The organism is Pseudomonas sp. Marseille-Q5117 (assembly GCF_946901175.1).
Taxonomy (GTDB): Bacteria; Pseudomonadota; Gammaproteobacteria; order Pseudomonadales; family Pseudomonadaceae; genus Aquipseudomonas; species Aquipseudomonas iranensis.
The window spans coordinates 115,001-140,241 of sequence record NZ_CAMPPP010000002.1; the positions used below are offsets into that span (position 1 = coordinate 115,001).

At 60.2% G+C, this 25,241-nt stretch carries 25 protein-coding genes; 10 read left to right on the forward strand and 15 right to left on the reverse strand.

Annotated features, from left to right (window positions below; translation table 11 throughout):
• Positions 1-296: 296 nt before the first annotated feature.
• From msrQ to OC605_RS03650, 6 genes are all read right to left on the reverse strand, one after another.
• Positions 297-920, reverse strand: a complete 624-nt coding sequence (msrQ, locus tag OC605_RS03625; RefSeq protein WP_130928038.1) for a protein-methionine-sulfoxide reductase heme-binding subunit MsrQ — start codon at positions 918-920, stop codon at positions 297-299.
• Positions 920-1,933 (reverse strand): protein-methionine-sulfoxide reductase catalytic subunit MsrP, encoded by a 1,014-nt coding sequence (gene msrP / locus OC605_RS03630; RefSeq protein WP_024014317.1) that lies wholly within the window; start codon positions 1,931-1,933, stop codon positions 920-922. Before msrP ends, msrQ begins: the two co-directional genes overlap by 1 nt.
• Positions 1,934-1,996: 63 nt before the next feature.
• Positions 1,997-2,854 (reverse strand): CDP-diacylglycerol--serine O-phosphatidyltransferase, encoded by an 858-nt coding sequence (pssA, locus tag OC605_RS03635; protein ID WP_016773182.1) that lies wholly within the window; start codon positions 2,852-2,854, stop codon positions 1,997-1,999.
• 148 nt (positions 2,855-3,002) lie between these two features.
• A complete protein-coding gene (gene ilvC, locus OC605_RS03640) occupies positions 3,003-4,019 on the reverse strand; it encodes a ketol-acid reductoisomerase (protein WP_003228216.1) in 1,017 nt (338 codons plus the stop codon).
• A 46-nt stretch (positions 4,020-4,065) separates the two neighbouring features.
• A complete protein-coding gene (gene ilvN / locus OC605_RS03645) occupies positions 4,066-4,557 on the reverse strand; it encodes an acetolactate synthase small subunit (protein WP_003176102.1) in 492 nt (163 codons plus the stop codon).
• A gap of 2 nt (positions 4,558-4,559) precedes the next feature.
• Positions 4,560-6,284, reverse strand: coding sequence for an acetolactate synthase 3 large subunit (locus OC605_RS03650; RefSeq protein ID WP_065616944.1), 1,725 nt, complete (start codon positions 6,282-6,284; stop codon positions 4,560-4,562).
• 399 nt (positions 6,285-6,683) lie between these two features.
• On the opposite strand from OC605_RS03650, the gene OC605_RS03655 reads away from it, so the two are divergent.
• Positions 6,684-7,100 (forward strand): DUF4124 domain-containing protein, encoded by a 417-nt coding sequence (locus OC605_RS03655; RefSeq protein ID WP_024014319.1) that lies wholly within the window; start codon positions 6,684-6,686, stop codon positions 7,098-7,100.
• Between the two features lie 22 nt (positions 7,101-7,122).
• On the opposite strand, the gene OC605_RS03660 is transcribed toward OC605_RS03655, so the two are convergent.
• From OC605_RS03660 to mrcB, 3 genes are read right to left on the reverse strand one after another with little or no spacing between them, the layout of a single operon-like run.
• Complete coding sequence (locus OC605_RS03660; protein ID WP_016773180.1) at positions 7,123-7,458, reverse strand: YqcC family protein; 336 nt, start codon at positions 7,456-7,458, stop codon at positions 7,123-7,125.
• Positions 7,458-8,207: a tetratricopeptide repeat protein gene (locus OC605_RS03665; protein WP_016773179.1), complete on the reverse strand. Its 750-nt coding sequence runs from the start codon at positions 8,205-8,207 to the stop codon at positions 7,458-7,460. Before OC605_RS03665 ends, OC605_RS03660 begins: the two co-directional genes overlap by 1 nt.
• Before the next feature lie 16 nt (positions 8,208-8,223).
• The gene (gene mrcB / locus OC605_RS03670) at positions 8,224-10,548 is read right to left on the reverse strand and encodes a penicillin-binding protein 1B (RefSeq protein ID WP_262136326.1); all 2,325 of its coding nucleotides are present in this window, start codon (positions 10,546-10,548) and stop codon (positions 8,224-8,226) included.
• Between the two features lie 116 nt (positions 10,549-10,664).
• On the opposite strand from mrcB, the gene OC605_RS03675 reads away from it, so the two are divergent.
• The 4 genes from OC605_RS03675 to OC605_RS03690 all read left to right on the forward strand — a co-directional run bounded on the left by OC605_RS03675 (position 10,665) and on the right by OC605_RS03690 (position 14,029).
• Positions 10,665-12,221: an AAA family ATPase gene (locus OC605_RS03675; RefSeq protein ID WP_262136327.1), complete on the forward strand. Its 1,557-nt coding sequence runs from the start codon at positions 10,665-10,667 to the stop codon at positions 12,219-12,221.
• Between the two features lie 91 nt (positions 12,222-12,312).
• Complete coding sequence (locus OC605_RS03680; protein WP_039761605.1) at positions 12,313-12,657, forward strand: pentapeptide repeat-containing protein; 345 nt, start codon at positions 12,313-12,315, stop codon at positions 12,655-12,657.
• Positions 12,658-12,946: 289 nt separating this feature from the next.
• Positions 12,947-13,219, forward strand: a complete 273-nt coding sequence (locus OC605_RS03685; RefSeq protein WP_016773175.1) for a TfoX/Sxy family protein — start codon at positions 12,947-12,949, stop codon at positions 13,217-13,219.
• Between the two features lie 15 nt (positions 13,220-13,234).
• Complete coding sequence (locus OC605_RS03690; protein ID WP_262136328.1) at positions 13,235-14,029, forward strand: Crp/Fnr family transcriptional regulator; 795 nt, start codon at positions 13,235-13,237, stop codon at positions 14,027-14,029.
• 233 nt (positions 14,030-14,262) lie between these two features.
• Here the strand turns inward: OC605_RS03690 and OC605_RS03695 are convergent, their stop codons facing one another.
• Genes OC605_RS03695 through OC605_RS03710 form a run of 4 tightly spaced genes read right to left on the reverse strand, consistent with a single transcriptional unit; the run spans position 14,263 to position 17,804 of the window.
• Complete coding sequence (locus OC605_RS03695; RefSeq protein WP_262136329.1) at positions 14,263-15,111, reverse strand: ChaN family lipoprotein; 849 nt, start codon at positions 15,109-15,111, stop codon at positions 14,263-14,265.
• Between the two features lie 19 nt (positions 15,112-15,130).
• A complete protein-coding gene (locus OC605_RS03700; RefSeq protein WP_410055981.1) occupies positions 15,131-15,901 on the reverse strand; it encodes a heme ABC transporter ATP-binding protein in 771 nt (256 codons plus the stop codon).
• A complete protein-coding gene (locus OC605_RS03705; RefSeq protein ID WP_262136484.1) occupies positions 15,898-16,881 on the reverse strand; it encodes a FecCD family ABC transporter permease in 984 nt (327 codons plus the stop codon). The genes OC605_RS03700 and OC605_RS03705 overlap by 4 nt, the downstream gene beginning before the upstream one ends.
• Positions 16,882-16,931: 50 nt before the next feature.
• On the reverse strand, positions 16,932-17,804 hold the full coding sequence (locus OC605_RS03710) for a hemin ABC transporter substrate-binding protein (RefSeq protein WP_262136330.1): 873 nt from the start codon (positions 17,802-17,804) through the stop codon (positions 16,932-16,934).
• 164 nt (positions 17,805-17,968) lie between these two features.
• Here OC605_RS03710 and OC605_RS03715 point away from each other — a divergent pair, with 164 nt between their 5' ends.
• Entirely contained in the window at positions 17,969-18,286 is a 318-nt protein-coding gene (locus OC605_RS03715; protein WP_262136331.1) for a Rieske (2Fe-2S) protein, read from the forward strand.
• Here the strand turns inward: OC605_RS03715 and sfsA are convergent.
• Both sfsA and OC605_RS03725 read right to left on the reverse strand, forming a co-directional pair.
• Positions 18,283-18,996, reverse strand: a complete 714-nt coding sequence (sfsA, locus tag OC605_RS03720) for a DNA/RNA nuclease SfsA (RefSeq protein WP_024014329.1) — start codon at positions 18,994-18,996, stop codon at positions 18,283-18,285. The two genes, OC605_RS03715 and sfsA, sit on opposite strands and share 4 nt — an antisense overlap.
• On the reverse strand, positions 18,996-20,165 hold the full coding sequence (locus OC605_RS03725) for a pyridoxal phosphate-dependent aminotransferase (protein WP_262136332.1): 1,170 nt from the start codon (positions 20,163-20,165) through the stop codon (positions 18,996-18,998). The genes sfsA and OC605_RS03725 overlap by 1 nt, the downstream gene beginning before the upstream one ends.
• Positions 20,166-20,497: 332 nt before the next feature.
• Between OC605_RS03725 and dksA the strand changes: the two genes are divergently transcribed.
• The 4 genes from dksA to OC605_RS03745 all read left to right on the forward strand — a co-directional run bounded on the left by dksA (position 20,498) and on the right by OC605_RS03745 (position 25,238).
• On the forward strand, positions 20,498-20,941 hold the full coding sequence (dksA, locus tag OC605_RS03730; RefSeq protein WP_101157646.1) for an RNA polymerase-binding protein DksA: 444 nt from the start codon (positions 20,498-20,500) through the stop codon (positions 20,939-20,941).
• Between the two features lie 211 nt (positions 20,942-21,152).
• Positions 21,153-22,046, forward strand: coding sequence for a tRNA glutamyl-Q(34) synthetase GluQRS (gene gluQRS, locus OC605_RS03735; protein WP_262136333.1), 894 nt, complete (start codon positions 21,153-21,155; stop codon positions 22,044-22,046).
• Between the two features lie 77 nt (positions 22,047-22,123).
• Positions 22,124-22,300: a hypothetical protein gene (locus OC605_RS03740; protein WP_003176118.1), complete on the forward strand. Its 177-nt coding sequence runs from the start codon at positions 22,124-22,126 to the stop codon at positions 22,298-22,300.
• On the forward strand, positions 22,284-25,238 hold the full coding sequence (locus tag OC605_RS03745) for a sensor histidine kinase (protein WP_024014332.1): 2,955 nt from the start codon (positions 22,284-22,286) through the stop codon (positions 25,236-25,238). The genes OC605_RS03740 and OC605_RS03745 overlap by 17 nt, the downstream gene beginning before the upstream one ends.
• The last annotated feature ends 3 nt before the right edge of the window (positions 25,239-25,241 follow it).

Here is a 25,241-nt window from a genome sequence, read left to right on the forward strand (position 1 = left end):
TCGAAGAATTCTTCAACAACTTCAACCACTTGCGCTTCCGATCTCTCGTTAGCGGGAGGCGAATTCTACAGCGTTAATCGCTGCTGTCAACACCTCTTCTTCTCCGCTTTCGACCGAGAAGATCGAACCGTTAAAAGAGCCAAACATCACCGCTCTTTCAACTCCTTCCAGGCTTCGATGATCTGAAGCAAGCCGCTGTCGAAAGCTGCATAACTCTTTGAATCTCAAGGAGTTTTCCGTTTCGACTGCGCCGGAAGTGGGGCGAATTATAGACCTCTGGAATCTGCCGTCAACCGTTAATTTCGCTTTTCTTGCAGATTCTGCTTTTTACCCAGTAAACGCGGGATTCGCTTCGTCACCGGCGGCAGACGAAGCAGCAAAAGCACGCCACCTATAAAGGCATAAATCGCCCACTCCTCCAGATCAGCCCGGACGATCCACAGCATATGTAGCAAACCCAGCCCCAAAATCAGGTAAACCAAACGATGCAGCTTCTTCCAGCGAGCGCCCAAACGACGCTGACTATAACGATTGGACGTCACCGCCAGTATCAGCAATCCGAGAAAGCCCAGCGCACCAACAATAATGTAAGGCCGCTTGCGCAGCTCAACGCCCAACTGTGACCAATCGAACCCGAGGATAAACGCCATATAGCTGAACAGATGCAGCGTCACATAAGCAAAACACCAAAGCCCTAACTGCCGGCGCACTGCAATCCACCCCGCCCAGCCACTCAGCTTTTGCAACGGCGTCATGCTCAGCGTAATCAACAGCAACACCAGCGTGCCAAGCCCGAGACGATCAACCAGCACCTTGCCCGGATCAGGCCCGAGCAGATCGGCGAACGCTTGATAGAACCACAGCAATGGCCAGACCGCCGCAGCAATGAAAACGCCCACTCGCCAGAACGGATAACGCATCAGTAGTTCTTCCGCAGATCGAGCCCTGTATATAAAGAAGCGACTTCATCCGAGTAGCCGTTGAACATCTGGGTATCGCGCACATTCGGTTTGAACAGACTGTTCGGCAGGCGCCGCTCGCGGGCCTGGGTCCAGCGTGGATGGTCGACGGTAGGATTCACATTCGCGTAGAAGCCATATTCATCGGCAGCAATGCTTTGCCAGGTGGTCTTCGGCTGCTCACTGACCAGACTGATGCGCACAATGGACTTCACGCTTTTAAAGCCGTACTTCCATGGCACCACCAGACGCAATGGCGCGCCATTCTGGTTCGGCAGTTCACGGCCATACATGCCCACCGCCAGGATCGCCAAAGGATTCATCGCCTCATCGAGACGCAAACCTTCGACATACGGCCAGTCGATCAAGGCAAAACCGGAACGCTGGCCGGGCATACTCTTGGGATCCTGCAGGGTTTCGAAACGGATGTATTTGGCTTTGGAGGTCGGCTCGACCTGCTTGAGCAAGGCCGAGATGGGAAAGCCGATCCAGGGAATGACCATCGACCACGCCTCGACGCAGCGCAGACGATAGATACGTTCCTCCAGTTGATACGGCTTCATGAAGTCTTCCAGCGCATAACGCCCCGGCTTACCCACCTCCCCGTCAATCACCACGCTCCAGGGTTCGGTTTTCAGGTCGCCAGCGTTCCTCGCGGGATCGCCCTTGCCGGTACCGAACTCATAAAAGTTGTTGTAGTTCGTCGCGTCTTTATAAGGCGTGATCGCCTCGTCCTTGACGTTGACCGCCCCCCATTGAGTAGAAGGAAGCTTTTCGGCAAACCAGGCCGGAGCCTTGCCGGATTCGACATCAGAGTAGCGAGGGGCATCAGCGGCACTGGCCCAGCGTGGCAGGCTGCTCACGGCAATACCGGCAGCAGTGGCGCCGAGCAATTGGCGGCGGGAGAGATAAATGGCTTCAGGCGTGACATCCGACTCATGGCAGTCGGATGCTTTGGGGATCTTGATCAACATGACAACTCCGCAGCTTTGGAGGACAGGTGCACCCATAGACTGCGGAGTATGCGGGAAATTACATCACTCGGCGTTTTTGTGACGACGAAGACGCAACAGATATTGCACCGGACCGGACGCCGCATAGGCGAGGAACACCAGCAGCAGAATGCGCGGCGGATCACTGAACACGACAGCGAATACCAGCACCACCGCCAGGATCGCCACGAACGGCACGCGACCTTTGAGATCCAGCTCCTTGAAGCTGTTGTACTTGATGTTGCTGACCATCAGCATGCCGGCCGCCGCCACCATCAAGGCCACCAGGAACGACATCTTCGAACCCTGAATGCCGTAATCGCTGAACGCCCAGACAATACCGGCCACCACACCTGCCGCCGCCGGGCTGGCCAGACCGATGAAGTAGCGTTTGTCCGCCGTGCCGACCTGGGTGTTGAAACGCGCCAGACGCAACGCCGCACCCGCTACATATATGAAGGCGACCATCCAGCCGACCTTGCCCATGTCTCCCAGCGCCCAGCCGAAGGCCAGCAATGCCGGCGCGACGCCGAAGGCGACCATGTCCGACAGCGAGTCGTACTCGGCGCCGAAGGCACTTTGGGTATTGGTCATGCGCGCCACGCGACCATCGAGGCCGTCGAGCACCATCGCGACGAAAATCGCGATCGCAGCGAAGGCGAAATACTTGCTCGCATTCACCGAGTCGCCGGCGCTCAACGCGGCCTGGGCGCTCATCGAGTTGATGATGGAATAGAAGCCTGCGAACAGGTTGGCAGTAGTGAACAGGTTCGGCAGCAGATAGATACCACGATGCCGGACTTTACGACCTTCAGCGTCGTGCCCTTCTTCGATGTGTTCATCGATGGGCAGCAGGCTTTCGGCGTCGGAAGCCTTGTTCGGCTCTTCGGGACGTTCGCTCATGGACATTACCTTGCAACGGTTTGGAAAAAATTCGACAGAGGCTTGAGGACGACAGTTCGGCCACAAACGATGCAGCTTTATACCAGAAGCACCGGCCCAAACGAAAAAACGCGGCCGAGGCCGCGTTTTTCGTACAAGGAACGACGACTCAGTTCTTGGCTTTGTCGACGATCTTGTTGGCACCGATCCACGGCATCATGGAGCGCAGTTGCTCGCCGATGATTTCGATGCCGTGAGCGGCGTTGTTACGACGCTTGGCGGTCATCGAAGGGTAGCCGGTTGCGCCTTCGCTGATGAACATTTTGGCGTATTCGCCGTCCTGAATACGTTTCAGGGCGTTGCGCATGGCCTGACGGGATTCGGCGTTGATCACTTCCGGGCCAGTCACGTACTCGCCGTATTCGGCGTTGTTGGAGATCGAGTAGTTCATGTTGGCGATACCGCCTTCGTACATGAGGTCAACGATCAGCTTCAGTTCGTGCAGGCACTCGAAGTAGGCCATTTCCGGCGCGTAGCCAGCTTCAACCAGAGTTTCGAAACCGGCTTTCACCAGTTCAACGGTACCGCCACACAGAACGGCTTGTTCGCCGAACAGGTCGGTTTCGGTCTCGTCCTTGAAGGTGGTTTCGATGATGCCGGTGCGACCGCCACCAACGCCAGCGGCGTAGGACAGCGCAACGTTCTTGGCGTTGCCCGAAGCGTCCTGGTAGATCGCGATCAGGTCAGGGATACCGCCGCCTTTGACGAACTCGGAACGCACGGTGTGGCCCGGGGCTTTCGGCGCGATCATGATCACGTCGAGGTCGGCACGCGGAACAACCTGGTTGTAGTGAATCGCGAAGCCGTGGGAGAAGGCCAGAGTGGCGCCTTTCTTGATGTTCGGCTCGATTTCGTTCTTGTACAGCGAGGACTGGAACTCGTCCGGGGTCAGGATCATGACCAGGTCGGCAGCGGCAACAGCGGAAGCAACGTCGGTCACTTTCAGGCCGTGAGCTTCGGCTTTGGCAACGGTGGCCGAACCTTTACGCAGACCGACGGTAACGTCGACACCGGAGTCTTTCAGGTTGCACGCTTGAGCGTGGCCCTGGGAGCCGTAACCGATGATGGCAACTTTCTTGCCCTGGATGATCGACAGGTCGCAGTCTTTATCGTAGAAAACTTTCATGAATTTCCCCTTATATCCGGCCATTCAGGCCATGCGCTAATTTGGTTTAGATGCTGAGTACTTTGTCGCCGCGAGCAATGCCGGTCACGCCGCTACGGACGGTCTCCAGAATCGATGCGGTGCCGATGGACTGAATGAAGCTGTCGAGCTTGTCGCTGGTACCGGTCAATTGAACGGTATACACGCTGGCGCTAACGTCGACGATCTGCCCACGGTAGATATCGGTGGTGCGTTTGATCTCGGCGCGCTGGGCGCCAGTGGCCTTGACCTTGACCAGCATCAGTTCACGCTCGATGTGAGCGCTTTCCGACAGGTCCACCAGCTTGACCACTTCGATCAGCTTGTTCAGGTTTTTGGTGATCTGCTCGATCACTTCATCGTGGCCCACGGTGGTCAGCGTCAGACGCGACAGGGTCGGGTCTTCGGTCGGGGCCACGGTCAGGCTTTCGATGTTGTAGTTGCGCTGCGAGAACAGGCCGACTACGCGAGACAGAGCGCCGGGTTCGTTTTCCAGAAGCAGGGAAATAATGTGCCGCATGATTAAGTACGCTCCGTCTTGCTCAGCCACATATCGCGCATGGAGCCGTCTTTGATCTGCATCGGGTAGACGTGCTCGCTGGTGTCGACCGCAACATCGATGATCACCAGGCGATCCTTCATGGCAAACGCTTCGGCCATCTTCGACTTCAAATCTTTCGATTCGGTGATGCGTACGCCAACATGGCCGTAGGCTTCAGCCAGCTTGATGAAGTCCGGCAGCGATTCCATGTAGGAGTGCGAGTGACGGCTGCCGTAGCTCATGTCCTGCCACTGGCGAACCATGCCCAGCACACCGTTGTTGAGGATGACGATCTTCACCGGCAAGCCGTATTGCAGGCAGGTCGACAGCTCCTGGATGTTCATCTGGATACTGCCTTCGCCGGTGACGCAGGCAACGTCGTCGTCCGGGAAGCTCAGTTTGATGCCCATCGCGGCTGGCAGACCGAAGCCCATCGTGCCCAGACCACCGGAGTTGATCCAGCGGTTCGGCTTGTTGAACGTGTAGTACTGCGCGGCAAACATCTGGTGCTGACCAACGTCGGAGGTCACAAAGGCGTCGCCCTTGGTCACTTCGCAGAGGGTTTCGATCACGGTCTGCGGCTTGATCTGGCTGCCGTCGCCCTTTTCATAAGGGAACAGGCCGCGATCACCGCGCCATTCATCCACCTGCTTCCACCAGCTGGCTACGGACTCCTTGTTCGGGGTCTCGCCGATTTCCTTGAGAATCGCGACCATTTCGGTCAGGACGCTCTCGACCGGACCCACGATTGGCACGTCGGCCTTGATGGTCTTGGAAATCGACGCCGGGTCGATGTCGATATGGATGATCTTGGCGTTCGGGCAGAATTTCGCCGGGCCGTTGATCACCCGATCGTCGAAGCGGGCGCCCACTGCGAGGATCACGTCGGCATGGTGCATCGCCAGGTTCGCGGTGTAGCTGCCGTGCATGCCGAGCATGCCGATGAACTGACGGTCAGTGCCTGGGAAAGCGCCCAGACCCATCAACGTGTTGGTCACCGGCAGGTTGAGCATTTTCGCCAGTTCGGTCAGTTGCGCGGAGCCATTGCCGAGAATCACGCCGCCGCCGGAGTACAGCACCGGGCGCTTGGCCGCCAACAACATTTCGGCTGCTTTGCGGATCTGCCCGGAGTGACCGCGAACGGCCGGGCTGTAGGAGCGCAGCTTGGCTTTTTTCGGAAAAACGTATTCGAACTTTTCGGCCGGGTTGGTCATGTCTTTCGGGATGTCGACAACGACCGGGCCCGGACGACCGGATTGCGCCAGGTAGAAGGCCTTCTTCATGACTTCCGGGATTTCCGAAGCGTGCTTGATCATGAAGCTGTGCTTCACGATCGGCCGGGAGATACCGATCATGTCGGTTTCCTGGAACGCGTCGGTGCCGACCATGGTGCTTGGCACCTGACCGGAAATGATCACCATCGGAATCGAGTCCATATAGGCGGTGGCGATACCGGTGATGGCGTTTGTGGCGCCTGGACCGGAAGTCACCAATACCACGCCGGCTTTACCGGTGGCACGGGCGTAGCCGTCAGCCATATGGGTCGCCGCTTGTTCGTGACGAACCAGGATGTGGGTCACTTCCGGTTCTTTGAACAGGGCATCGTAAACATGCAGGAGAGCACCACCCGGGTACCCGTAGATATATTTGACGCCTTCGTCACGCAAAAAGCGGACGAGCATCTCACCGCCAGATAAAAGCTCCACGTTGTTCACCTCTAAAACGCCAGAATACCGTCCACAAAAAAGGGGCGGGTCTTAATAGGTTTACTTCTCGGCAGAGCATGAGCGACGGTGGTCGCCGACTACGTCAGCACTGACTGAGCAAGTATTGGGATCGTCCCAAGTGTTGCGGGCCTTTCCCACCCAGCGCGAGGTAACGCGTTGCGGGTGTAACAGGTCGGCGCGGATGTGCGCCTCATGATCTACCGAGTGGGTCTGCTTCTGGCAGTCCCTCTACAGCGGACTTTGGATTCTTCTGTTTCGCCCTCTGCAAGTCAAGTCGTCTGTGTGGTTAATTGTGGGTAAGCACATGAGAACGCAAGAAAAAACCTGAAAAGCGCTACTCTGTTAGCGTCAATTGCGCATTTTTGCCAAGGAATCAGCATGCGAACGCTCCTCCTCACTCTGCTGATCGGTCTCAGCCCATGGTGCTCGGCCGCTCAAATCTACAAATGGGTCGATGCCCAAGGCGTCACGCATTTCGATGCGCAGCCTCCGCAGGGCCAACCGTCGACGACCGTACAGACACCCTCCTCGCCCGCGCCGAAAGCTGCGCCGATGCCGGGCGGCGGCGTACTCGGCGATCAGAAAGCCATTGATGCCAAGGTGAAGAAACAGGTCGCCGAGCAGCAGGCGCAGCTCAAGGCGTTTTGCGAACAGGCACGCACGAACCTGGCGCAACTGCAGAACAATCCGCGCTTGCGTGAGGAGGTCGAGGGGGATGTGCGCAGGCTCGACGATACACAGCGTCAGGAGCGCATCGTCGAAGCGAAGAAGCAGATTGCCGAGAACTGCCAGTAGGCCTGGCAGTTCCCAGTTTAGTTCAGCGAGATGCAGTGATCAGCAGGTCAAACTCTTTGAGCAGCACCTGCAATTGACGATCCTTGCCGCCAAGGTTGCGCTGGGCAAAGACCATTTCCGCCATTTCCTGAATGCCCGAGGCGTTTGGCAAGGGCAGATCCTGTTCGAGGATCATCTTCATGCGCGGCAGGAAGATCCATTGCAGCCATTGCTCGAAGTCCAGCGTGTCGACCGAAAACGGCTCGACACTGCTTAGCGCTTCGGCGGACGGCTCAACCTCATCCCACCAGCCCTGTGTGCGCAGCTCGCGTTCGATCAGCAATAGCTGATCGGCGATTTTCGGGAAACGCACGTCCATCACAGGGAAACCTTGGCCTTCTGACGGGCCAGCGCAGCACCGGCGGAATCGCCTTGTTTCTCACGGGACTGAGCGATGATTTCCCACAGGCTGGCTTGCAGATCCGGACGACCGTTGGCCATGGTCAGCGCACGACGGGCAAACTGTTCGGCTTGCGGCGCATCGCCCTGGGCCATACGTACTTGCGCCAAACGGTAAAGCACTTGTGGCTCACGCGGGGCGACACGTTGCGCCCGCTCCAGGCTGGAAGAAGCACCATTGAGGTCGCCACCGGCCTGTTGCTGTTGCGCGGTGGTCAGCAAGGCGAGTACCGGACCGTCCAGTTGCTCATCCGCCGACAGGCCACCGCCACTGCTGGCCGAAGGAATGCCACTTGGCGTCGACGGCATGCTGTAGCTGCCGGAGTTGATCGGCGCCGACTCAACCGCCGACGGGTTGTACGGCCCCGACGTGATGCCTCCGGATGCCGGCCCCGGGACGATCGGCGAAGAGCTGATCGGTGTCGACACCGCCGCACCGCCGCCCGGCACCATCACCACTACGCCGGTATCGCCTTGCGGAATCGCCTGAGTCTGGCCCTGCACCGGGCGCTTGACCGTGGTCTGGCGGAAACCGCCATTGGCACCGATGCGTTCGCTGTTGGACACGGCCGTACCCGAATCCACTACCGGAATCGAACCACGCTGTACGGTGGAGCAGCCGCTGAGCAAAGCCACGGCGGTCACCGCTGGAATCAACCACTTGTTCACTTGAAACCCTCTTTGCTTAATTCATCCAGCCCTTGACCCAGTCCATCACCGACTCCGGCGAGGCAGGTGTTTCGCTTGCACACGCGGCGCCGGGTGGCGGTTCGCTGCCGCGAATATACGGCATCTGTACCGCGCCGGGGCAGTTGGCATCCGAACCCTGGCCGGTGCGCGAATCGACCCAGGCCTGCACGACGTTGTCCGGCTGCGGCATGTCCAGCGGCAGCGGATCGGCCTTGCGCATGAAACTGGTCCAGACCTGCAACGCACCGGTGGCCCCGGTGAACGGCGTCTTGCCGTTGTCATCGCGGCCGAGCCAGACCACCGCCAGCAGATCCTGACTGAAACCGGCGAACCAGCTGTCGCGCGAATCGTTACTGGTACCGGTCTTGCCCGCCAGTGTCAGGGTCTTGGGCAGCACGTTATAAACCGAACTGCCGGTACCTTCACGCATCACCCGCTGCATGGCGTTCTGGATCAGGTAAATCGAGGCCGGGTCGAAACGCTGTTCGATCTGGAACGGATAACGCTTGAGCGGCTCGCCCTCGGCGGTCAACACGCTGCGAATGCCGCGCATCGGCGTATTGAAACCACCGTTGGCCAACGTCTGGTACATGGTCGCCACTTCGATCGGCGTCATGCCGCCAGCACCGAGCAGCATCGACGGGAACGCCGGGAACTCACGAGTAACGCCCAGGCGACCCACGGTCTTGAGCACATTGGGCACACCGACTTCCAGGCCCAGACGCGAGGTCGACAGGTTGTAGGAATGCGCCAGGCCCTGATAGAGGAACACCGTACCGTGGGAGCGGCGATCGTAGTTCTGCGGTTTCCACACCTGACCGTTGGCGCCCTTGACCGACAGCGGATCGTCCGACAGCCAACTGGTCAGCGTGTACTGGCTCGGCTTCTCCAGTGCGGTCAGATACACCGCCGGTTTGATCAAAGAACCAATCGGGCGCACCGCATCCAGTGCACGGTTGAAGCCGGCATAACTGGCCTGACGGCTGCCGATCATCGCCTGGACTTCACCGGTTTCCGGGTTGGTCACGACCATCGCCGCTTCGACGTCATCAGAGCCCTTGCGCCCGGCCAGACGCTTGAAGGTGTCGTTGACCGAGGCTTCGGCTTTCATCTGCAGAATCGGGTCGAAACTGGTGAAGATGCGCAGGCCTTCTTCGGTCAAGTCTTCGTCGCGGTAGTCTTCGCGCAACTGACGTTTGACCAGATCGATAAAGCCCGGGAACGAGCTGTCGGCGAGCTTGCCGCGAGTCGTCACACCGAGCGGCATTTTCTTCGCCGCTTCGACCTGTTCCGAGGTCGCCACGCCTTGCTGCGCCAGCACGTCGAGGACCAGATTACGCCGCTCCAGCGCGCGCTCCGGGTTGCGACGCGGGTTGTAGTAGGACGGCCCCTTGACCATGCCGACCAGCAACGCCACTTGATGCAGTTTCAGCTCGGACAATGGCTGGCCGAAGAAGAACTGGCTGGCCAGACCGAAACCGTGCACCGCGCGCTGCCCGTCCTGGCCGACAAAGACTTCGTTGAGGTAGGCCTCAAGGATTTCCTTCTTGTCGTAATGCAGTTCGAGCAGCAACGCCATCATCGCTTCGGTGAGCTTGCGGGTCAGGCTGCGTTCGCTGGTCAGGTAGAAGTTCTTCACCAACTGCTGGGTCAGCGTACTGCCGCCCTGGGTCATCTTGCCGCCAGAGGTGTTGATCCACACCGCGCGGGCGATCGATTTCGGCGATACGCCCCAGTGACTATAGAAGTCGCGGTCTTCCACAGCGATCAAGGTTTCGAGCAGGTACGGCGGCACCTGATCGAGTTTGATCAGGATGCGGTCTTCGAGATTTTTCGGGTAAATGCCGCCGATCATCAGCGGCTCGAGGCGCACCACCGACAGTTTCGAACCGTTGGTCGCGGACAGCTCAGCAACGTAATCGCCGGAGAAGCGCACGCGCACTGGCTGCGGCTTTTCCAGACCTTCATAGAACTGGAAGCCACGGGTGTTCAGGTCAACCGTATTGCCGCTGACGGCGGCGGCGCCGGGGCCGTTGCTCACAGCTTCGCGGCGATAGCCGAGGGCATCGAGTTCGGTGAGGAAATCGTCCTTGCTGAGCTTCTGTCCGACGAACAGCTCGAGCGGGCGCGCGTACACCTTGGCCGGGATGGTCCAGCGCTTGCCGGAGAACTTCTCCTGCACCACGGCATCGAGGTAAACGGCAAAGCCGGCCAGCACTACAAGGCCGACCAGGCTGAGTTTAATGGCCCAGCTCAACCATGGGCTGAGGCCCTTGGCTGGTAGTTTTTTCTTGGTACGGGGGGATCGGGATCGAGTCATGGCGGCGGATTATACGCACTTTATCGATCCTCAACAGGCACGCGCGGAGGTTTGCGTCAGGCGGGCAAGCAGCCATAATGGCCGCCTCGAATTCCCCCGCCTCTGAAGGATCGCCCGTGAGCCAGTCCCTGATCGCTGCCCTGCAAAACCCGGCCCTCTACCCGCATCCCGTCGAAGGATTTCAGGTCATCGAAACCCATATCTCGTGGGTGATTCTCACCGGACCGTTTGCTTATAAAGTGAAGAAGCCAGTGAATTTCGGCTTTCTCGACTTCACCAGCCTCGACGCACGTGCGCATTTCTGCGCTGAAGAGCTGCGCCTGAACCAGCGTCTGACCGCTGATTTGTATCTGGACGTGTTGCCAATCACCGGCAGCGTCGAAGCACCACAACTGGGCGGCGACGGCCCGGCTATCGAATACGTACTGAAAATGCGCCAGTTCCCCCAGAGCGGGTTGCTCAGCACCCTGCAAGCCAATGGCGAGCTGACCACTCAGCACATCGATGCACTGGCCGAGCAGATCGCGCACTTCCACCTTAACGCACCGAAAGTCCCGGCCGAACACGACGCCGGCACACCGGACAGCGTGATGGCGCCGGTCGCGCAAAACTTCGAGCAGATCCTGCCATTCCTCAGCGACAAGAACGACTTGCTGCAACTTGAGGCATTGAAAGCCTGGGCCGAATGCAGCTTCGAGCGCCTCAAGCCCCTGTTCGCCCAGCGCAAGGCGCAAGGTTTCACCCGTGAATGCCACGGCGACATTCACCTGGGCAACGCCACGGTCATCGACGGCAACGTGGTGATCTTCGACTGCATCGAGTTCAACGAGCCATTCCGTTTCACTGACGTCTGGGCCGACACCGGTTTCCTCGCCATGGACCTGGAAGACCGTGGCCTGAAGTCACTGGCACGTCGCCTCGTCAGCCAGTATCTGGAACTGACTGGCGACTATCAGGGCCTGGAAGTGCTGAACTTCTATAAAGCCTACCGCGCGCTGGTGCGGGCCAAGGTGGCGCTGTTCAGCATGCCGGCCGACGCGACTGCGGTGCAGCGCGCCACCACCCTGCGCCAGTACCGCAACTACGCCAACCTGGCGGAAAGCTACAGCACCATTCCTTCGCGCTTCATGGCCATTACCCACGGTGTTTCCGCCGTCGGCAAGAGTCACGTGGCCATGCGTCTGGTCGAAGCGCTGGGCGCGATTCGCCTGCGTTCCGATGTCGAGCGCAAGCGCCTGTTCGGTGAGCAGACTGTTGCCAACGATGTGCAGGCCGGCATTTACAGCGCCGATGCCAGTACCGCGACCTACGCACGCCTGCATGAAATCGCCGAGGTGATCCTGCACGCCGGCTTCCCGGTAGTGATCGACGCGACTTACCTCAAGCGTGAGCAGCGCGACAACGCGGCGAAGATTGCCGAAGCTACTGGCACGCCGTTTTTGATCCTCGACTGCAACGCCCCGCAAGCGGTAATCGAGAGCTGGCTGGCGATGCGCCAGGCCGACCAGAAGGATCCGTCCGACGCCACCCTCGCCGTGATCGAAGCACAACAGGCCAATCGCGAAGCGCTGACGCCGGAAGAAATCCTGCGCAGCAAACGCGTGCAGACCAATGAATCCGGCACGCTGGACACAGTAGTCGCGCAGATCCGTCAGCGCCTGCCGGGTCTGTAAAAAACTATTTCGGCCGTGAAGCCCTCGCTCGCTTCACGGCCGGCAAATAGTGGCACTATACTGGCGTCATAAAACCAACAGGTGATCTGACATGAGCCAGCCAAAACTGCTCGACACTCCGCTTTACGCCCTGCTGCACAAAGATGACGTCGCAGGCTTCAACAAGGAACGCCCACAAGATGGCCCGATCGATATGGTCGGCGGCGATTTCCGTGGTCTCGACCTGCGCGAGCTGAACGCCGACGGCGTGGATTTCCGCGATGCGTACTTCCGCTCCGCCGATTTGCGCGGCATCGACTTCCGCAAGGCTTCGCTCGAAGGCGCCAGCCTCGCCCATGCGCAGATTTCCGGGGCGTACTTTCCGCCGGAGCTAAGTGCCGACGAGATCCTGATGTCGATGAATTTCGGCACGCGGTTGCGCTATCGCACCCGCTGAAACCTGGAAATCTTCCTGACACCACGCCTTGCCTCTGTGGGAGCGAGCCTGCTCGCGAAGGCGTAGTGTCAGTTGATATCGATTGTGTCTGATACGCCCTCTTCGCGAGCAGGCTCGCTTGTACATTGCTAACCGCCTAACTCGCTTCCCTCTGCGTTCGCAGCCCCTTTACCGCCCTTTCTTAGAAGCGTTTGCGTCGAATCCGACCAAACAACCACGCTTTTCCTACTGATGGCTACACTGCTGAGAAGCTCGCCCACGCACCATTCGGCCGTCGCAAGGAGGCTTGATGAATGATGAACTGCAACACCTGAAAAATCTTGGCAAGACATCAGCGCAATGGCTGCATGCCGTGGGCATCCACAGCGCCTCGGACTTGCGTCGCCTCGGCGCAGTGGATGCCTACCGGGCCGTGCGTACTCGGGGGTTTCGCGCATCGAAGGTGTTGTTGTATGCGATCGAGGGCGCGTTGATGGACGTGCACTGGAACGATATCCCCGCCGAGCGCAAGGACGCCTTGAACAAACAGCTCGAAGCCATTTCGGCGCGCCACAAGAACTGAACAGGCGCTGACGCCATGTATTTACTGGGGGAACAATCGGCCCACGCCGACGCATTGATCAATCGCTTGCAGAGTCTTCCTGGGCAGTGGCTGCAGGATTTTTCGCCGTGCGCGCCGGTCATCGAGCTGGAGGCAACGGACGATCTGTTTGCACAGGTGCCGAGCGATCAGTTGTTTCTGCTGAGCGAGGGCGTGGTACATGGCTGCATCGCGGGCCGTGCGCTGTTCTACTGGCAGGAAGGTGATCTGCTCGGCCTGCAACGTGGCGAGCAATGGAGCAATTGCCGCATTTGCAGCGACAGCGCTGTGCGCCTGGTGCCCTATGGGCGCGCTGAGGTTTTGCAGCATTTGTATGCCGACCCTGATCGAGCGGAGCAGTTGCTGAGCTATCCGCTCGGGCAAATGGCGCTGCTCGCCCACGCCGTGGCCGAGCTGAAACCTCGGGAGTTTCGCAGCACCAACGGCTTCAAACGCGTTGAGGCGGGCGCCGTGCTGATTCAACAGGGCGATGCAGCGGATCATGTCTTCGTGATTATCGACGGGCACGCCGAGGCATTTGTTGACGGGCACAAGGTCGGTGACGTGCCGAAGGACGAAATTTTCGGCGCCATGGCGTTGTTTACCGGCGAGCCGCGCAACGCCACGGTAGTCACGTCAGAGCCGAGCACGGTGATGTTGATTCCCGGTGATCAATTTTTGAGCATGACCCGCAGCAATCCGAAGATCGCCCATAGCCTGATTGAGGGCATGGCTCGACGCATCGGCCAGTTGAATCGCCAGATCACGCAGCTGACGACGCAGCGCACCTAGCGCAAAACCCTTTATTCACAGGGCCTGACCACTGCTCGCAAAACTAAATTACAGATTTGCAAAATCAGCGGTTGACGCGGTAATGAGAATCGCTATGATTATCACAACTGGTCGCGAGATCAGTCGATATTCTGAAAAGCCCTTGGTTCGGACTCTCAGATTATCTCCTCATCAGGCTAATCACGGTTATTTGACCCGGTTTTTTACCGGGTCTTTTTTTGCCTGTGGAAAAGTCATTTAGCGAATTGCTGGCGCATCTGCTCGCAGTAATCCGGCTTCGGCGTGGCCGGCGTGTACCAGACGTAATCGGCCATCGCCGCCGATACCGCAGCGCCCTGCTCGGCCAGCATCAATACGATCGGCGCCTTGCCAGCGCCGAGATCCGACAGATGCAGCGGCACGCCGACATCCTTGCGCGCATGCCAGGCACCGGCCAGCAGAATCGAAGGCATCGGCGCCGCCAGCATGCGTTCGGCCATGCGTCGATCACGCTGTTGCTGAATCGCCAGCATTGCTGGCATCTGTGATTCGGGCAGCAAGCCGCAGTGGGATTCACTGATTTGCCCAAGCAAAGTTTTTTTAACCGACAGCGAATTGCTGCGCGGACCGTTCAGAGCAGGTGGATTGCGGTAGAACGCGCGGATTTCGCTGTCATCGAGATTGGCCGCCAGCAGCGGATAAGGCTGCGACAGGGCAAAACGCACGATCGGCCCGTAAAGGTTCCAGTCCCAGCCCTCTTGCCAGGCCAATGCCGCGGGCAGATCTGCCGGAACGGATTTCGACTGGCGTGCCGCATCGACTTTCGCTTGTTGAACCGGCGAGAGCATTTCCAGCAGCAGACTGCCTTGCGCTCGCTGCTCGCCGAGCGACTGCAACAGCCACAACTGTGCGGCATGGTGATCGGCGATGTCGTGCTGCTCACCGATGATCAAACGCTCAGGCTCAGCCAGACGCGTCAGCAATTGCTGCGCCGTAAGTACCTCGCCGCTGCGCAGATCGCGGATATCAGCGCCCACCGGCGGAACCGCCACGTGCTGACACCCCGCGAGCAACACCAGCGCCAACAACCACAATCCACGCATGCGACACCTCGATGATTGATCAGCGGGCGATGATCAGCGGATGCCCACGCTCCGGGTGCGGCTGCACCAATACCTCCAGGCCGAACACCGCTTTGAGCGTATCCGGACGCAGCACTTGCTGCGGAGTATCCAGCGCGACCGGGCGCCCCTCCTCCAGCAGCAGCACGCGATCACAATAACGCGCCGCCAGATTCAGATCATGCAGGATCACCAGTACCGCCGCGCCGCGATCGGCGAACTCGCGCACCGCCTGCAAGGTGGTGTGCTGATGCAGCGGATCGAGCATCGATGTCGGTTCGTCGAGCAACAAGGTTTGCCCGGCCTGACCCGGCCAGAGTTGCGCCAGCACCCGCGCCAGATGCACGCGCTGACGCTCGCCACCTGACAACGCCAGATAGCTGCGCCCACTCAGGTGCCCGGCATCGGCGGCGGCCAGCGCTGCCGCGACGATTTCGTCATCACGTACGCGCCCGGTCTGGTACGGCAAACGGCCCATGCCGACGACCTCTTCCACGGCGAAGGCAAAGTCCAGCGTTGAAACCTGCGGCAACACCGCCAGTCGTTGTGCCCGCTGCGTTCCGCTCCAGTGGCTCAACGCCTGACCTTCGAGCGAGACATTGCCGTCACTGGCGGGCAACTCACCACACAATGCCCCAAGCAACGTGCTTTTGCCGGCGCCGTTCGGTCCCAGCACGCCAAGCACTTGACCGGGTTCGAGCCTGAGCGTGACTCCACTGAGTACAGCTTTGCGGCCACGGCGGACATGCAGATTGTGCGCAGACAGCATCAGGCACGCCCTCGCAGCAGCAGATAAAGAAAGAACGGCGCGCCGATAAACGCAGTAACAATGCCGATCGGCAACTCCGCCGGCGCCAGCGCCAGACGCGCCACCAGATCGGCGAGCAATAACAGGCTCGCACCGGCCAGCACCGAGGCTGGCAACAGAACTTTGTGATCCGGGCCGGCCAGCAGGCGCACCAGATGCGGCACCACCAGCCCGACAAAACCGATCATGCCCGCCGCCGCAACCGCCGCGCCAACGCCCAGCGCGGTGCAGAACACCAGTTCGCGCTTGAGCCGTTCGACATCGATGCCCAGATGACCGGCCTCGGATTCACCGAGCAACAAGGCATTCAATGCCTTGGCCCTGCGCGGCAGCCACAGCGCCACGCCGATGGTGATGATCAGCAGTGGCCAAAGCCGCGCGTAACTGGCGCCGTTGAGGCTGCCGAGGTTCCAGAAGGTCAGGGTGCGCAGCGTGGCGTCATCGGCCAGGTAAGTGAACAGACCGACCGCCGAACTGGCCAGCGCCGTCAGCGCGATACCGGCCAGCAACATGGTCGCCACATGAGTCTGACCGTTGCGCCGGCCCAGCCGATAGACCAGCGCCGTCACCCCGAGTCCGCCAAGAAACGCACACACCGACAACAGATACGGCCCGAACCACTCCGGCAGGCCGTCAAAGAACGTGCCGCCGACAATCGCAATCGCCGCGCCGAGTGCCGCGCCACTGGACACCCCGACCAGTCCCGGGTCCGCCAGCGGATTACGAAACAGACCTTGCATCGCCACCCCGGACAGCGCCAGCACGCCGCCGACCGCCAAGCCGAGCAAGGTTCGCGGCAGGCGGATCTGGCCGAGAATCAGCTCAGCCTGCTCTAACCCTTGCGGCGCCAACGGCACGCCGATCAGACGCAGCGCCGCGCGCAAGGTATCGAACAGCGGCAGGCTCACCGGCCCCAGCGCCAGCGACAGCCAGATCGTCAGCAGACACAGCAAGGTCAGGCCGATAAACAAGCCACGGGGTTTGACCAGTGTGGTCATTGGCCGCCCTTGGCCGGGTAGAAGCCATCAGTCAAGGTTTGCAAAGCAGCCGGCAACCGCGGCCCGAGACCGCCCACCAGCAGCGTCGGATCCAGCTCCATTACCCGCCCGCTCTTGGCAGCACGGCTGGAATTGAGGATCGGGTTTTCCTTTAACAATGCCGCTTTCGCGGTCTCGCCGGTCAGCGCACGGTCAGCGAACACCAGCACTTCGGGATCGAGGCTGGCGAGGGATTCGACAGAAAACGGTTTGTAGCCGGTATGCGTCGCGAGGTTGTGCCCGCCAGCCTGTTGCAGCAACCAGTCCGCGGCGGTGTCTTTGCCGGCAATCAACGGCTTGCCGCCCGCATGCCTGAGCAACAGCAACACGCCGGGGGCTTTCTGTGTGGCATGCACTTGGGCAACGCGCGCTTTCTGCCCCTGGAGTTGCTGTTGATAACTCTGCAGCAGCTGCGCCGCTTGGCTTTGTGCGCCGAGCAATTGGCCCAGATGGGTGACATTCTTTTCCAGCGTCGGCAGATCCGGCTGCGCCGAGAACAACTCGACCTTGACCTTGGCCGCTTTGACTTGCGCCAGAACCGGCGGCGGTCCCATTTCTTCAGTACCTATCAGAATGTCCGGGCGCAGGCTCAAGATGCCTTCCGCCGACAGGCTGCGCTGATAACCGATACTCGGCAGCGCCTGCAACGATTCGGGATGTTGGCTGGTGGTGTCGACCCCTACCAGCTTCGACTCACCACCCAACGCGCTGACCCATTCCGACAGCGCACCGCCGGCGCTGACCCAGCGTTGCGGTAAATCCGCAGCGGTCGCCTGATGACTGAGAAAAAGGCCGACACACAGCACGGCAACGCGGGTTTTCAGGCGCATACGCAGCTTCCTTGAACAAGGTTTCCCGGGCATCGGCGCAGCGAGCCAAGTATCCTCGGCAACGGCCAGACTCCCTGTGGGAGAAGGTCGCCATTTGATAATTGTTTGCATTTGAACGTCAAGCTCGGACATATCCCGACACGAGCGGACATTAGAGGATAGCCATGAAGTTTCTCTGCGCCGGCAGCGATCTGGCCGAAGCCGGCAGTCGCGGTTTCGAAATCGAAGGCAAAAAGCTGTTTGCCGTGCGTCGAGGTGGCCAAGTCTTTGTCTATTTCAATCGCTGCCCGCACCGGGGTGTCGGGCTGGAATGGCAGCCCGACCAGTTTCTCGACCCGAGCAACAGCCTGATCCAGTGCGCCACCCATGGCGCACTGTTTCTGATCGAGAACGGCGAATGCGTCGCCGGCCCCTGCGCCGGGCAGTCGCTCACGGCAATTGAATGCCGGGAAGATACACAAGGCGTGTGGGTCGACGTTTAACCGTTGAGCCGCACATCGAGTCGGCGGTCGATGACCATCTCTTCATGGTCCAGGCGCACGCCGTAGGCCAACACCTCAACACCGCAGGCGACCGCTTCACGCAGCGCCTCGGCGTAAGCCCAATCGATTTCCTCGGCCGGGCGCACGGCATCGATGCCGGTGAGGTTCACGCAGTACAACTGCACCGCCCGAATGCCGTCGCGCGCCAGATGCGCCAGCTCGCGCAGATGTTTGGCGCCGCGCTGGGTCACCGCATCGGGAAACGCCGCCACCGCCGTGCCGTCGAAGCCGAGGGTGACGCTTTTGACTTCGACATACGCCGGGCCGCTGGGGTATTCGAGGCGGAAGTCGATGCGACTTTTTTCCTGTCCGTAGGCAACCTCACGCTTCAACGCGGTAAAGCCGTTCAACTCGGTGATCACGCCCGCCTGCAAGGCTTCTTCGACCAAACCGTTGGCGCGCCCGGTGTTGACACAAAACAGCCGGCCCTGCGGGGTTTCGCCAATTTCCCAAGTGCCGGGCAATTTGCGTTTCGGGTCGTTGGAGCGACTGAACCAGACCTGCCCGCCCTCGACCTGACAATTGAGCATCGAACCGGTATTGGGGCAGTGAATGGTCAGCAACTCGCCGCTAACGGTTTCGATATCGGCGAGAAAACGCTTATATCGGCGAATCAGCCGCGCTTCTTCCAGAGCAGGATAAAAGCGCATCAGCCTTGCCAGCTCTTCAAGCCGCGCGCGATGCGCTCAACCGATTCCTGTAAACGTGCGAGGTTTTGTGTGTAAGCGAAGCGCACGTGATGGCTGGCCTGATAACGACCGAAATCCAGTCCCGGCGTAAAGGCAACGTGCTCGGTTTCGAGGAAATGTCGGCAGAAGGCGAAGGCATCACCGCCGAAACGACTGATATCGGCGTACAGATAAAACGCGCCTTCCGGCTCAACGGCGATGTTGAAACCGAGTTCACGCAGCGCCGGCAGGAGGAAGTCGCGACGGCGCGCAAATTCGGCGCGGCGTTCTTCGAGAATAGCAATGGTGGCTGGCTCGAAACAGGCCAGCGCCGCGTACTGCGCCATGCGCGGCGCACTGATGTAGAGGTTCTGCGCGAGTTTTTCCAGCTCGCTGACCGCCGCGTCCGGTGCGACCAGCCAGCCCAGGCGCCAACCGGTCATGCCGAAATACTTGGAGAAACTGTTGAGGACAAAAGCGCTGTCATCGACTTCCAGCACACTGGCGGCATCGGTGCCGTAAGTCAGGCCGTGGTAGATCTCATCCACCACCAAGTGCCCGTGCCTGGCCTTGATCGCTGTGGATAATCCGCCCAGTTCATCGCGGGTCAGCAAAGTGCCCGTCGGGTTGGCCGGCGAAGCGACAAGGGCGCCGACACTGTCGTGATCCCAATGCCGCTCGACCAGATCCGGGGTCAGTTGATAACGCACCTCCGGCCCGACCGGCACCAATTGCGCCGCGCCTTCGACCAGCCGCAAGAAATGCCGATTGCACGGGTAGCCCGGGTCGGCGAGCAGCCAGTGTTTACCCGGATCGACCAACAGGGCACTGGCCAGCAACAGCGCGCCGGAGCCGCCCGGCGTGATCAGAATCCGCCGTGGGTCGATATTCAGGCCGTAACGCGATTGGTAGAAACCGGCGATCGCCTCGCGCAGTTCGGGAATGCCACGGGCGGCGGTGTAACGGGTCTTGCCGGCAGTCAACGCAGCTTGTCCGGCGCGAATGATCGGCTCGGCGGTGGTGAAGTCCGGCTCGCCGATTTCGAGATGGATCACGTCGTGGCCTTCGGCCTGCAATTCATTGGCCCGCGCCAGCAGCGCCATCACATGGAACGGTTCGATCGCACGACTGCGCGCACTGTAGGGGCCCATTGGAATGCCTTCGACGGAAAAAAGAGACGATTCTACCTGTCTGCCGGAACGAGCGAGAACCCGTGGAGGTCACAGCCTCAAGAACGCTGGACTGTAACGATCTGAACGTACGCTCCAGGATTGACTAAAATCAGTGATTGAACAGGTCTCCCTTCCCACAGACACGGCTTGTCAGACATCTGCAAGCGCCACCCGCCGGGGGCTCGACATCCGGGAGTAGCGCAGGCTGATTTGATCTGGTAAGTTCGCCCGCTTGCAGCCGCAGGGCCGGCAGGTGTCGGTGATGGAGCAATCCTGCGCAATGGATTACAAGAGTAGAGGCGGTCTATTTCATGTCCACCCAAGCAAAGCAACAGCAGCAAGCGACGATCAGCGGCTTCGAACCTTATGTTCCGAAGGCGGGTGAAGAGTACATGGGCGCTCCGATGCGCGCGCACTTCACCAAGATCCTGAACAAGTGGAAACTGGACTTGATGCAGGAAGTCGACCGTACGGTTGATCACATGAAAGACGAAGCGGCCAACTTCCCTGACCCGGCCGACCGTGCCAGCCAGGAAGAAGAGTTCGCCCTCGAGCTGCGTGCCCGCGACCGCGAGCGCAAGCTGATCAAGAAAATCGACAAGACCCTGCAACTGATCGAAGACGAAGAGTACGGTTGGTGCGAGTCCTGCGGCATCGAGATCGGCGTCAAGCGCCTCGAAGCCCGTCCGACGGCGGATCTGTGCATCGACTGCAAGACCCTGGCGGAAATCAAGGAAAAGCAGGTCGGCAAGTAATCTCGACCTGAACGAAAGACGGAGCGTGCGAACGCTCCGTTTTTGTTTCTGTGTTTTGCCCGCGGAACCTGCTTCTGCCTCTGTGGGACCGAGCCTGCTCGCGAAAGCGTCCCTTCAGACAGCTCATTATTGACTGACACAGCGCTTTCGCGAGCAGGCTCGCTCCCACAGAGGTAACCTGCTCAAATTCTGAATAGCCTTTATCGCCTCCATGACTGCCAAAGCCCCCGCCTACATCGGCCGCTTCGCCCCCACCCCCAGTGGCCACCTGCACTTCGGTTCGCTGGTCGCTGCGTTGGCGTCTTACCTCGACGCCCGCGCCGTCGGTGGGCGCTGGCTGGTGCGCATGGAAGATCTCGATCCGCCGCGCGAAGAGCCCGGTGCGCAAGCGGCGATTCTCAAGGCGCTGGAAAGTTACGGTTTCGAATGGGACGGCGAAATGGTCCGCCAAAGCGATCGACACGCGGCTTATGCCGAAGTGCTCGATAGCTTGTTCAATCATGGCCTGGCCTACGCCTGCACCTGCTCGCGCAAACAACTGGAGCCCTATCACGGGATTTATCCGGGGTTTTGCCGCAATGCCGGGCATGAACAGCACGACGCCGCGATCCGCCTGCGCGTGCCGGAGCTGGAATACCACTTCATCGATCGCGTGCAGGGCGAATACCGTCAGCACCTGGGCCGCGACGTCGGCGACTTCGTCATTCGTCGGCGCGATGGTCTCTACGCTTATCAATTGGCGGTGGTGCTCGATGACGCCTGGCAAGGCATCACCGACATCGTGCGTGGCGCCGACCTGCTCGATTCGACGCCGCGTCAGCTGTACCTGCAAGAACTGCTCGGTCTGAAACAGCCGCGCTATCTGCACCTGCCGCTGATCACCCAGCCGGACGGCAACAAACTCGGCAAGTCCTACCGCTCGCCGCCGCTCGAAGCCGATCAGGCCACGCCGTTGCTGCTGCGGGCCTTGCGCGCACTGGGGCAGAACCCCGGCACCGAACTGGCTCACGCTTCGCCGCGTGAACTGCTGGCCTGGGGCTGTGCGCACTGGGATGCCGACAGGATCCCGCGCACACTGACCTTGCCCGAAGCGCAACTGCAATGACGACACTTGCAGTCGCGCACCCATCCGTTACCATCGCCGCACGTTTTCGGGCACGCGCATAAAAAAGAGAGGCCGGGATGTACATCTATCGCTTGGTCCTGCTTCTGGTCGTCGGGATCTACCTGTTCTCCCCCGCCATCATGGATTGGTGGATCGACGCGACGGGCGCCTGGTATCGCCCTTATCTGCTCTGGCTGATCCTGATTGTCGTGACCTTCATCCTGCAGAGCCAAAAAGATGCCGATGAGCTTTAGCCTGACCCAGATGATCCTGATCAGCGCCGCGTACCTGGCGGCGCTGTTCGGCGTGGCCTGGGTCAGCGAACGGGGCATGATCCCGCGCGCGATCATTCGCCACCCGTTGACCTACACCCTGTCGCTGGGGGTTTACGCCAGTGCCTGGGCGTTCTACGGCACGGTGGGCCTGGCCTATCAGTACGGTTACGGCTTTCTGTCCAGTTATCTCGGCGTGTCCGGTGCATTCCTGCTGGCGCCGGTGCTGCTTTATCCGATCCTGAAGATCACCCGCACGTATCAACTGTCGTCGCTGGCCGATCTGTTTGCCTTCCGCTTTCGCAGCACTTGGGCCGGTGCGCTGACCACGATTTTCATGCTGATTGGCGTCTTGCCATTGCTTGCCTTGCAGATTCAGGCCGTGGCCGACTCGATCGGCATTCTCACCGGCGAACGTGTGCAGAGCCGCGTGGCGCTGGCGTTCTGTGCGCTGATCATTCTGTTCACGATTTTCTTCGGTTCCCGGCACATCGCCACGCGCGAGAAACATGAAGGGCTGGTGTTCGCGATTGCCTTCGAATCAATCATCAAACTGATCGCTCTGGGCGGCGTTGGCCTGTACGCGCTGTATGGTGTGTTCGACGGCCCGCAACAGCTCGAACTGTGGCTGCTGCAAAACCAGACCGCCCTCGCCGCCCTGCACACACCGTTGCAGGAAGGCCCGTGGCGCACGCTGCTGCTGGTGTTCTTCGCCTCGGCGATCGTGATGCCGCACATGTATCACATGACCTTTACGGAAAACCTCAACCCGCGCTCGCTGGTCAGCGCCAGCTGGGGCCTGCCGTTGTTTCTGCTGTTGATGAGTCTTGCCGTACCGCTGATTCTCTGGGCCGGGCTGAAACTCGGCGCCACCACCGATCCGGAATATTTCACCCTTGGTATCGGCATTGCCGCCAACAGCAAACCGCTGGCCTTGCTCGCCTACGTCGGTGGCCTGTCCGCCGCCAGTGGCCTGATCATCGTCACCACCCTGGCCTTGTCGGGCATGGCGCTGAACCATCTGGTGCTGCCGCTTTATCAACCGCCGGCCGAAGGCAATATCTACCGCTGGCTGAAATGGACCCGTCGGGCGCTGATCGTGGCGATCATCATGGCCGGTTTCGGTTTCTACCTGATGCTCGGCGTCGAACAGGATCTGGCCAACCTCGGCATCGTCGCGTTCGTTGCGACCCTGCAATTTCTGCCCGGGGTGTTGTCGGTGTTGTACTGGCCGACCGCCAACCGCCGCGGCTTCATTGCCGGTCTGCTGGCGGGGATCACGGTCTGGGTGGTGACCATGCTGCTGCCGCTGGTCGGCAATCTGCAGGGCTTCTATATCCCGCTGCTGAACATGATCTACGTGCTCGACGACACCAGTTGGCACATGGCGGCCATCGCCTCGCTGGCGGCCAACGTGCTGATGTTCACTTTGATCTCGCTGTTCACCAACGCCAGCCCGGAAGAAGCCAGCGCCGCCGAGGCCTGTGCGGTGGATAACGTGCGGCGCCCGCAACGCCGCGAACTGCACGCCGCCTCGCCGCAGGAATTCGCCACGCAACTGGCCAAACCGCTGGGTGCCAAGGCTGCGCAGAAAGAAGTCGAGCAAGCGCTGCGCGACTTGTATCTACCCTTCGATGAACGCCGGCCGTATGCCTTGCGCCGGTTGCGCGACCGCATTGAGGCCAACCTGTCCGGCCTGATGGGCCCGAGCGTTGCGCAGGATATGGTGGAAACCTTCCTGCCTTACAAGGCGGGCGGCGAAAACTATGTCACCGAAGACATCCACTTCATTGAAAGCCGTCTCGAGGATTATCACTCGCGCCTCACCGGCCTGGCCGCCGAGCTCGACGCCCTGCGCCGCTACCACCGCCAGACCTTGCAGGAACTGCCGATGGGCGTCTGCTCGCTGGCCAAGGATCAGGAGATCCTGATGTGGAACAAGGCGATGGAAGAGCTGACCGGCATCGCCGCACAGCGAGTGGTCGGTTCGCGCCTGAGCACCATCGCCAACCCGTGGAAAGAACTGCTGCAAGGCTTTATCAACCTGCCCGACGAGCATTTGCACAAACAGCATCTGGCCCTCGATGGTCAGACCCGCTGGCTGAATCTGCACAAAGCGGCAATCGACGAGCCGTTGGCACCGGGTAACAGTGGCCTGGTGTTACTGGTCGAGGATCTGACCGAAACGCAGATGCTCGAAGACAAACTGGTGCATTCCGAACGGCTGGCCAGCATCGGCCGACTCGCAGCGGGTGTGGCCCACGAAATCGGCAACCCGATCACCGGCATCGCCTGCCTGGCGCAGAACCTGCGCGAAGAGCGCGAAGACGACGGCGAGCTGACAGAAATCAGCGGGCAGATTCTCGAGCAGACCAAACGCGTCTCGCGCATCGTCCAGTCGCTGATGAGCTTCGCCCATGCCGGCAGTCATCAGCACAACGACGAACCGGTATGTCTGGCCGAAGTCGCGCAGGATGCCATCGGCCTGCTGGCGCTGAACCGGCGCAACTTCGAAGTGCAGTTCTACAACCTGTGCGATCCCGATCATTGGGTCGAAGGCGACCCGCAACGGCTTGCCCAGGTGCTGATCAATCTGCTCTCCAACGCCCGCGACGCCTCGCCGCCGCACAGTGCGGTACGGGTCAAGAGCGAAGCCGGCGAACACACGGTCGATCTGATCGTCGAAGACGAAGGCAGTGGCATTCCGTCGAGCATCATGGACCGATTGTTCGAACCTTTCTTCACCACCAAGGATCCGGGTGAAGGCACCGGTCTGGGCCTTGCACTGGTCTATTCCATCGTTGAAGAGCATTATGGACAAATCACCATCGACAGCCCGGCTGATGTACAAAGCCAACGCGGCACCCGTATCCGGGTGACCTTACCGCGTCATGTCGAAGCGACGTCCGCTGTGAACTGAGAC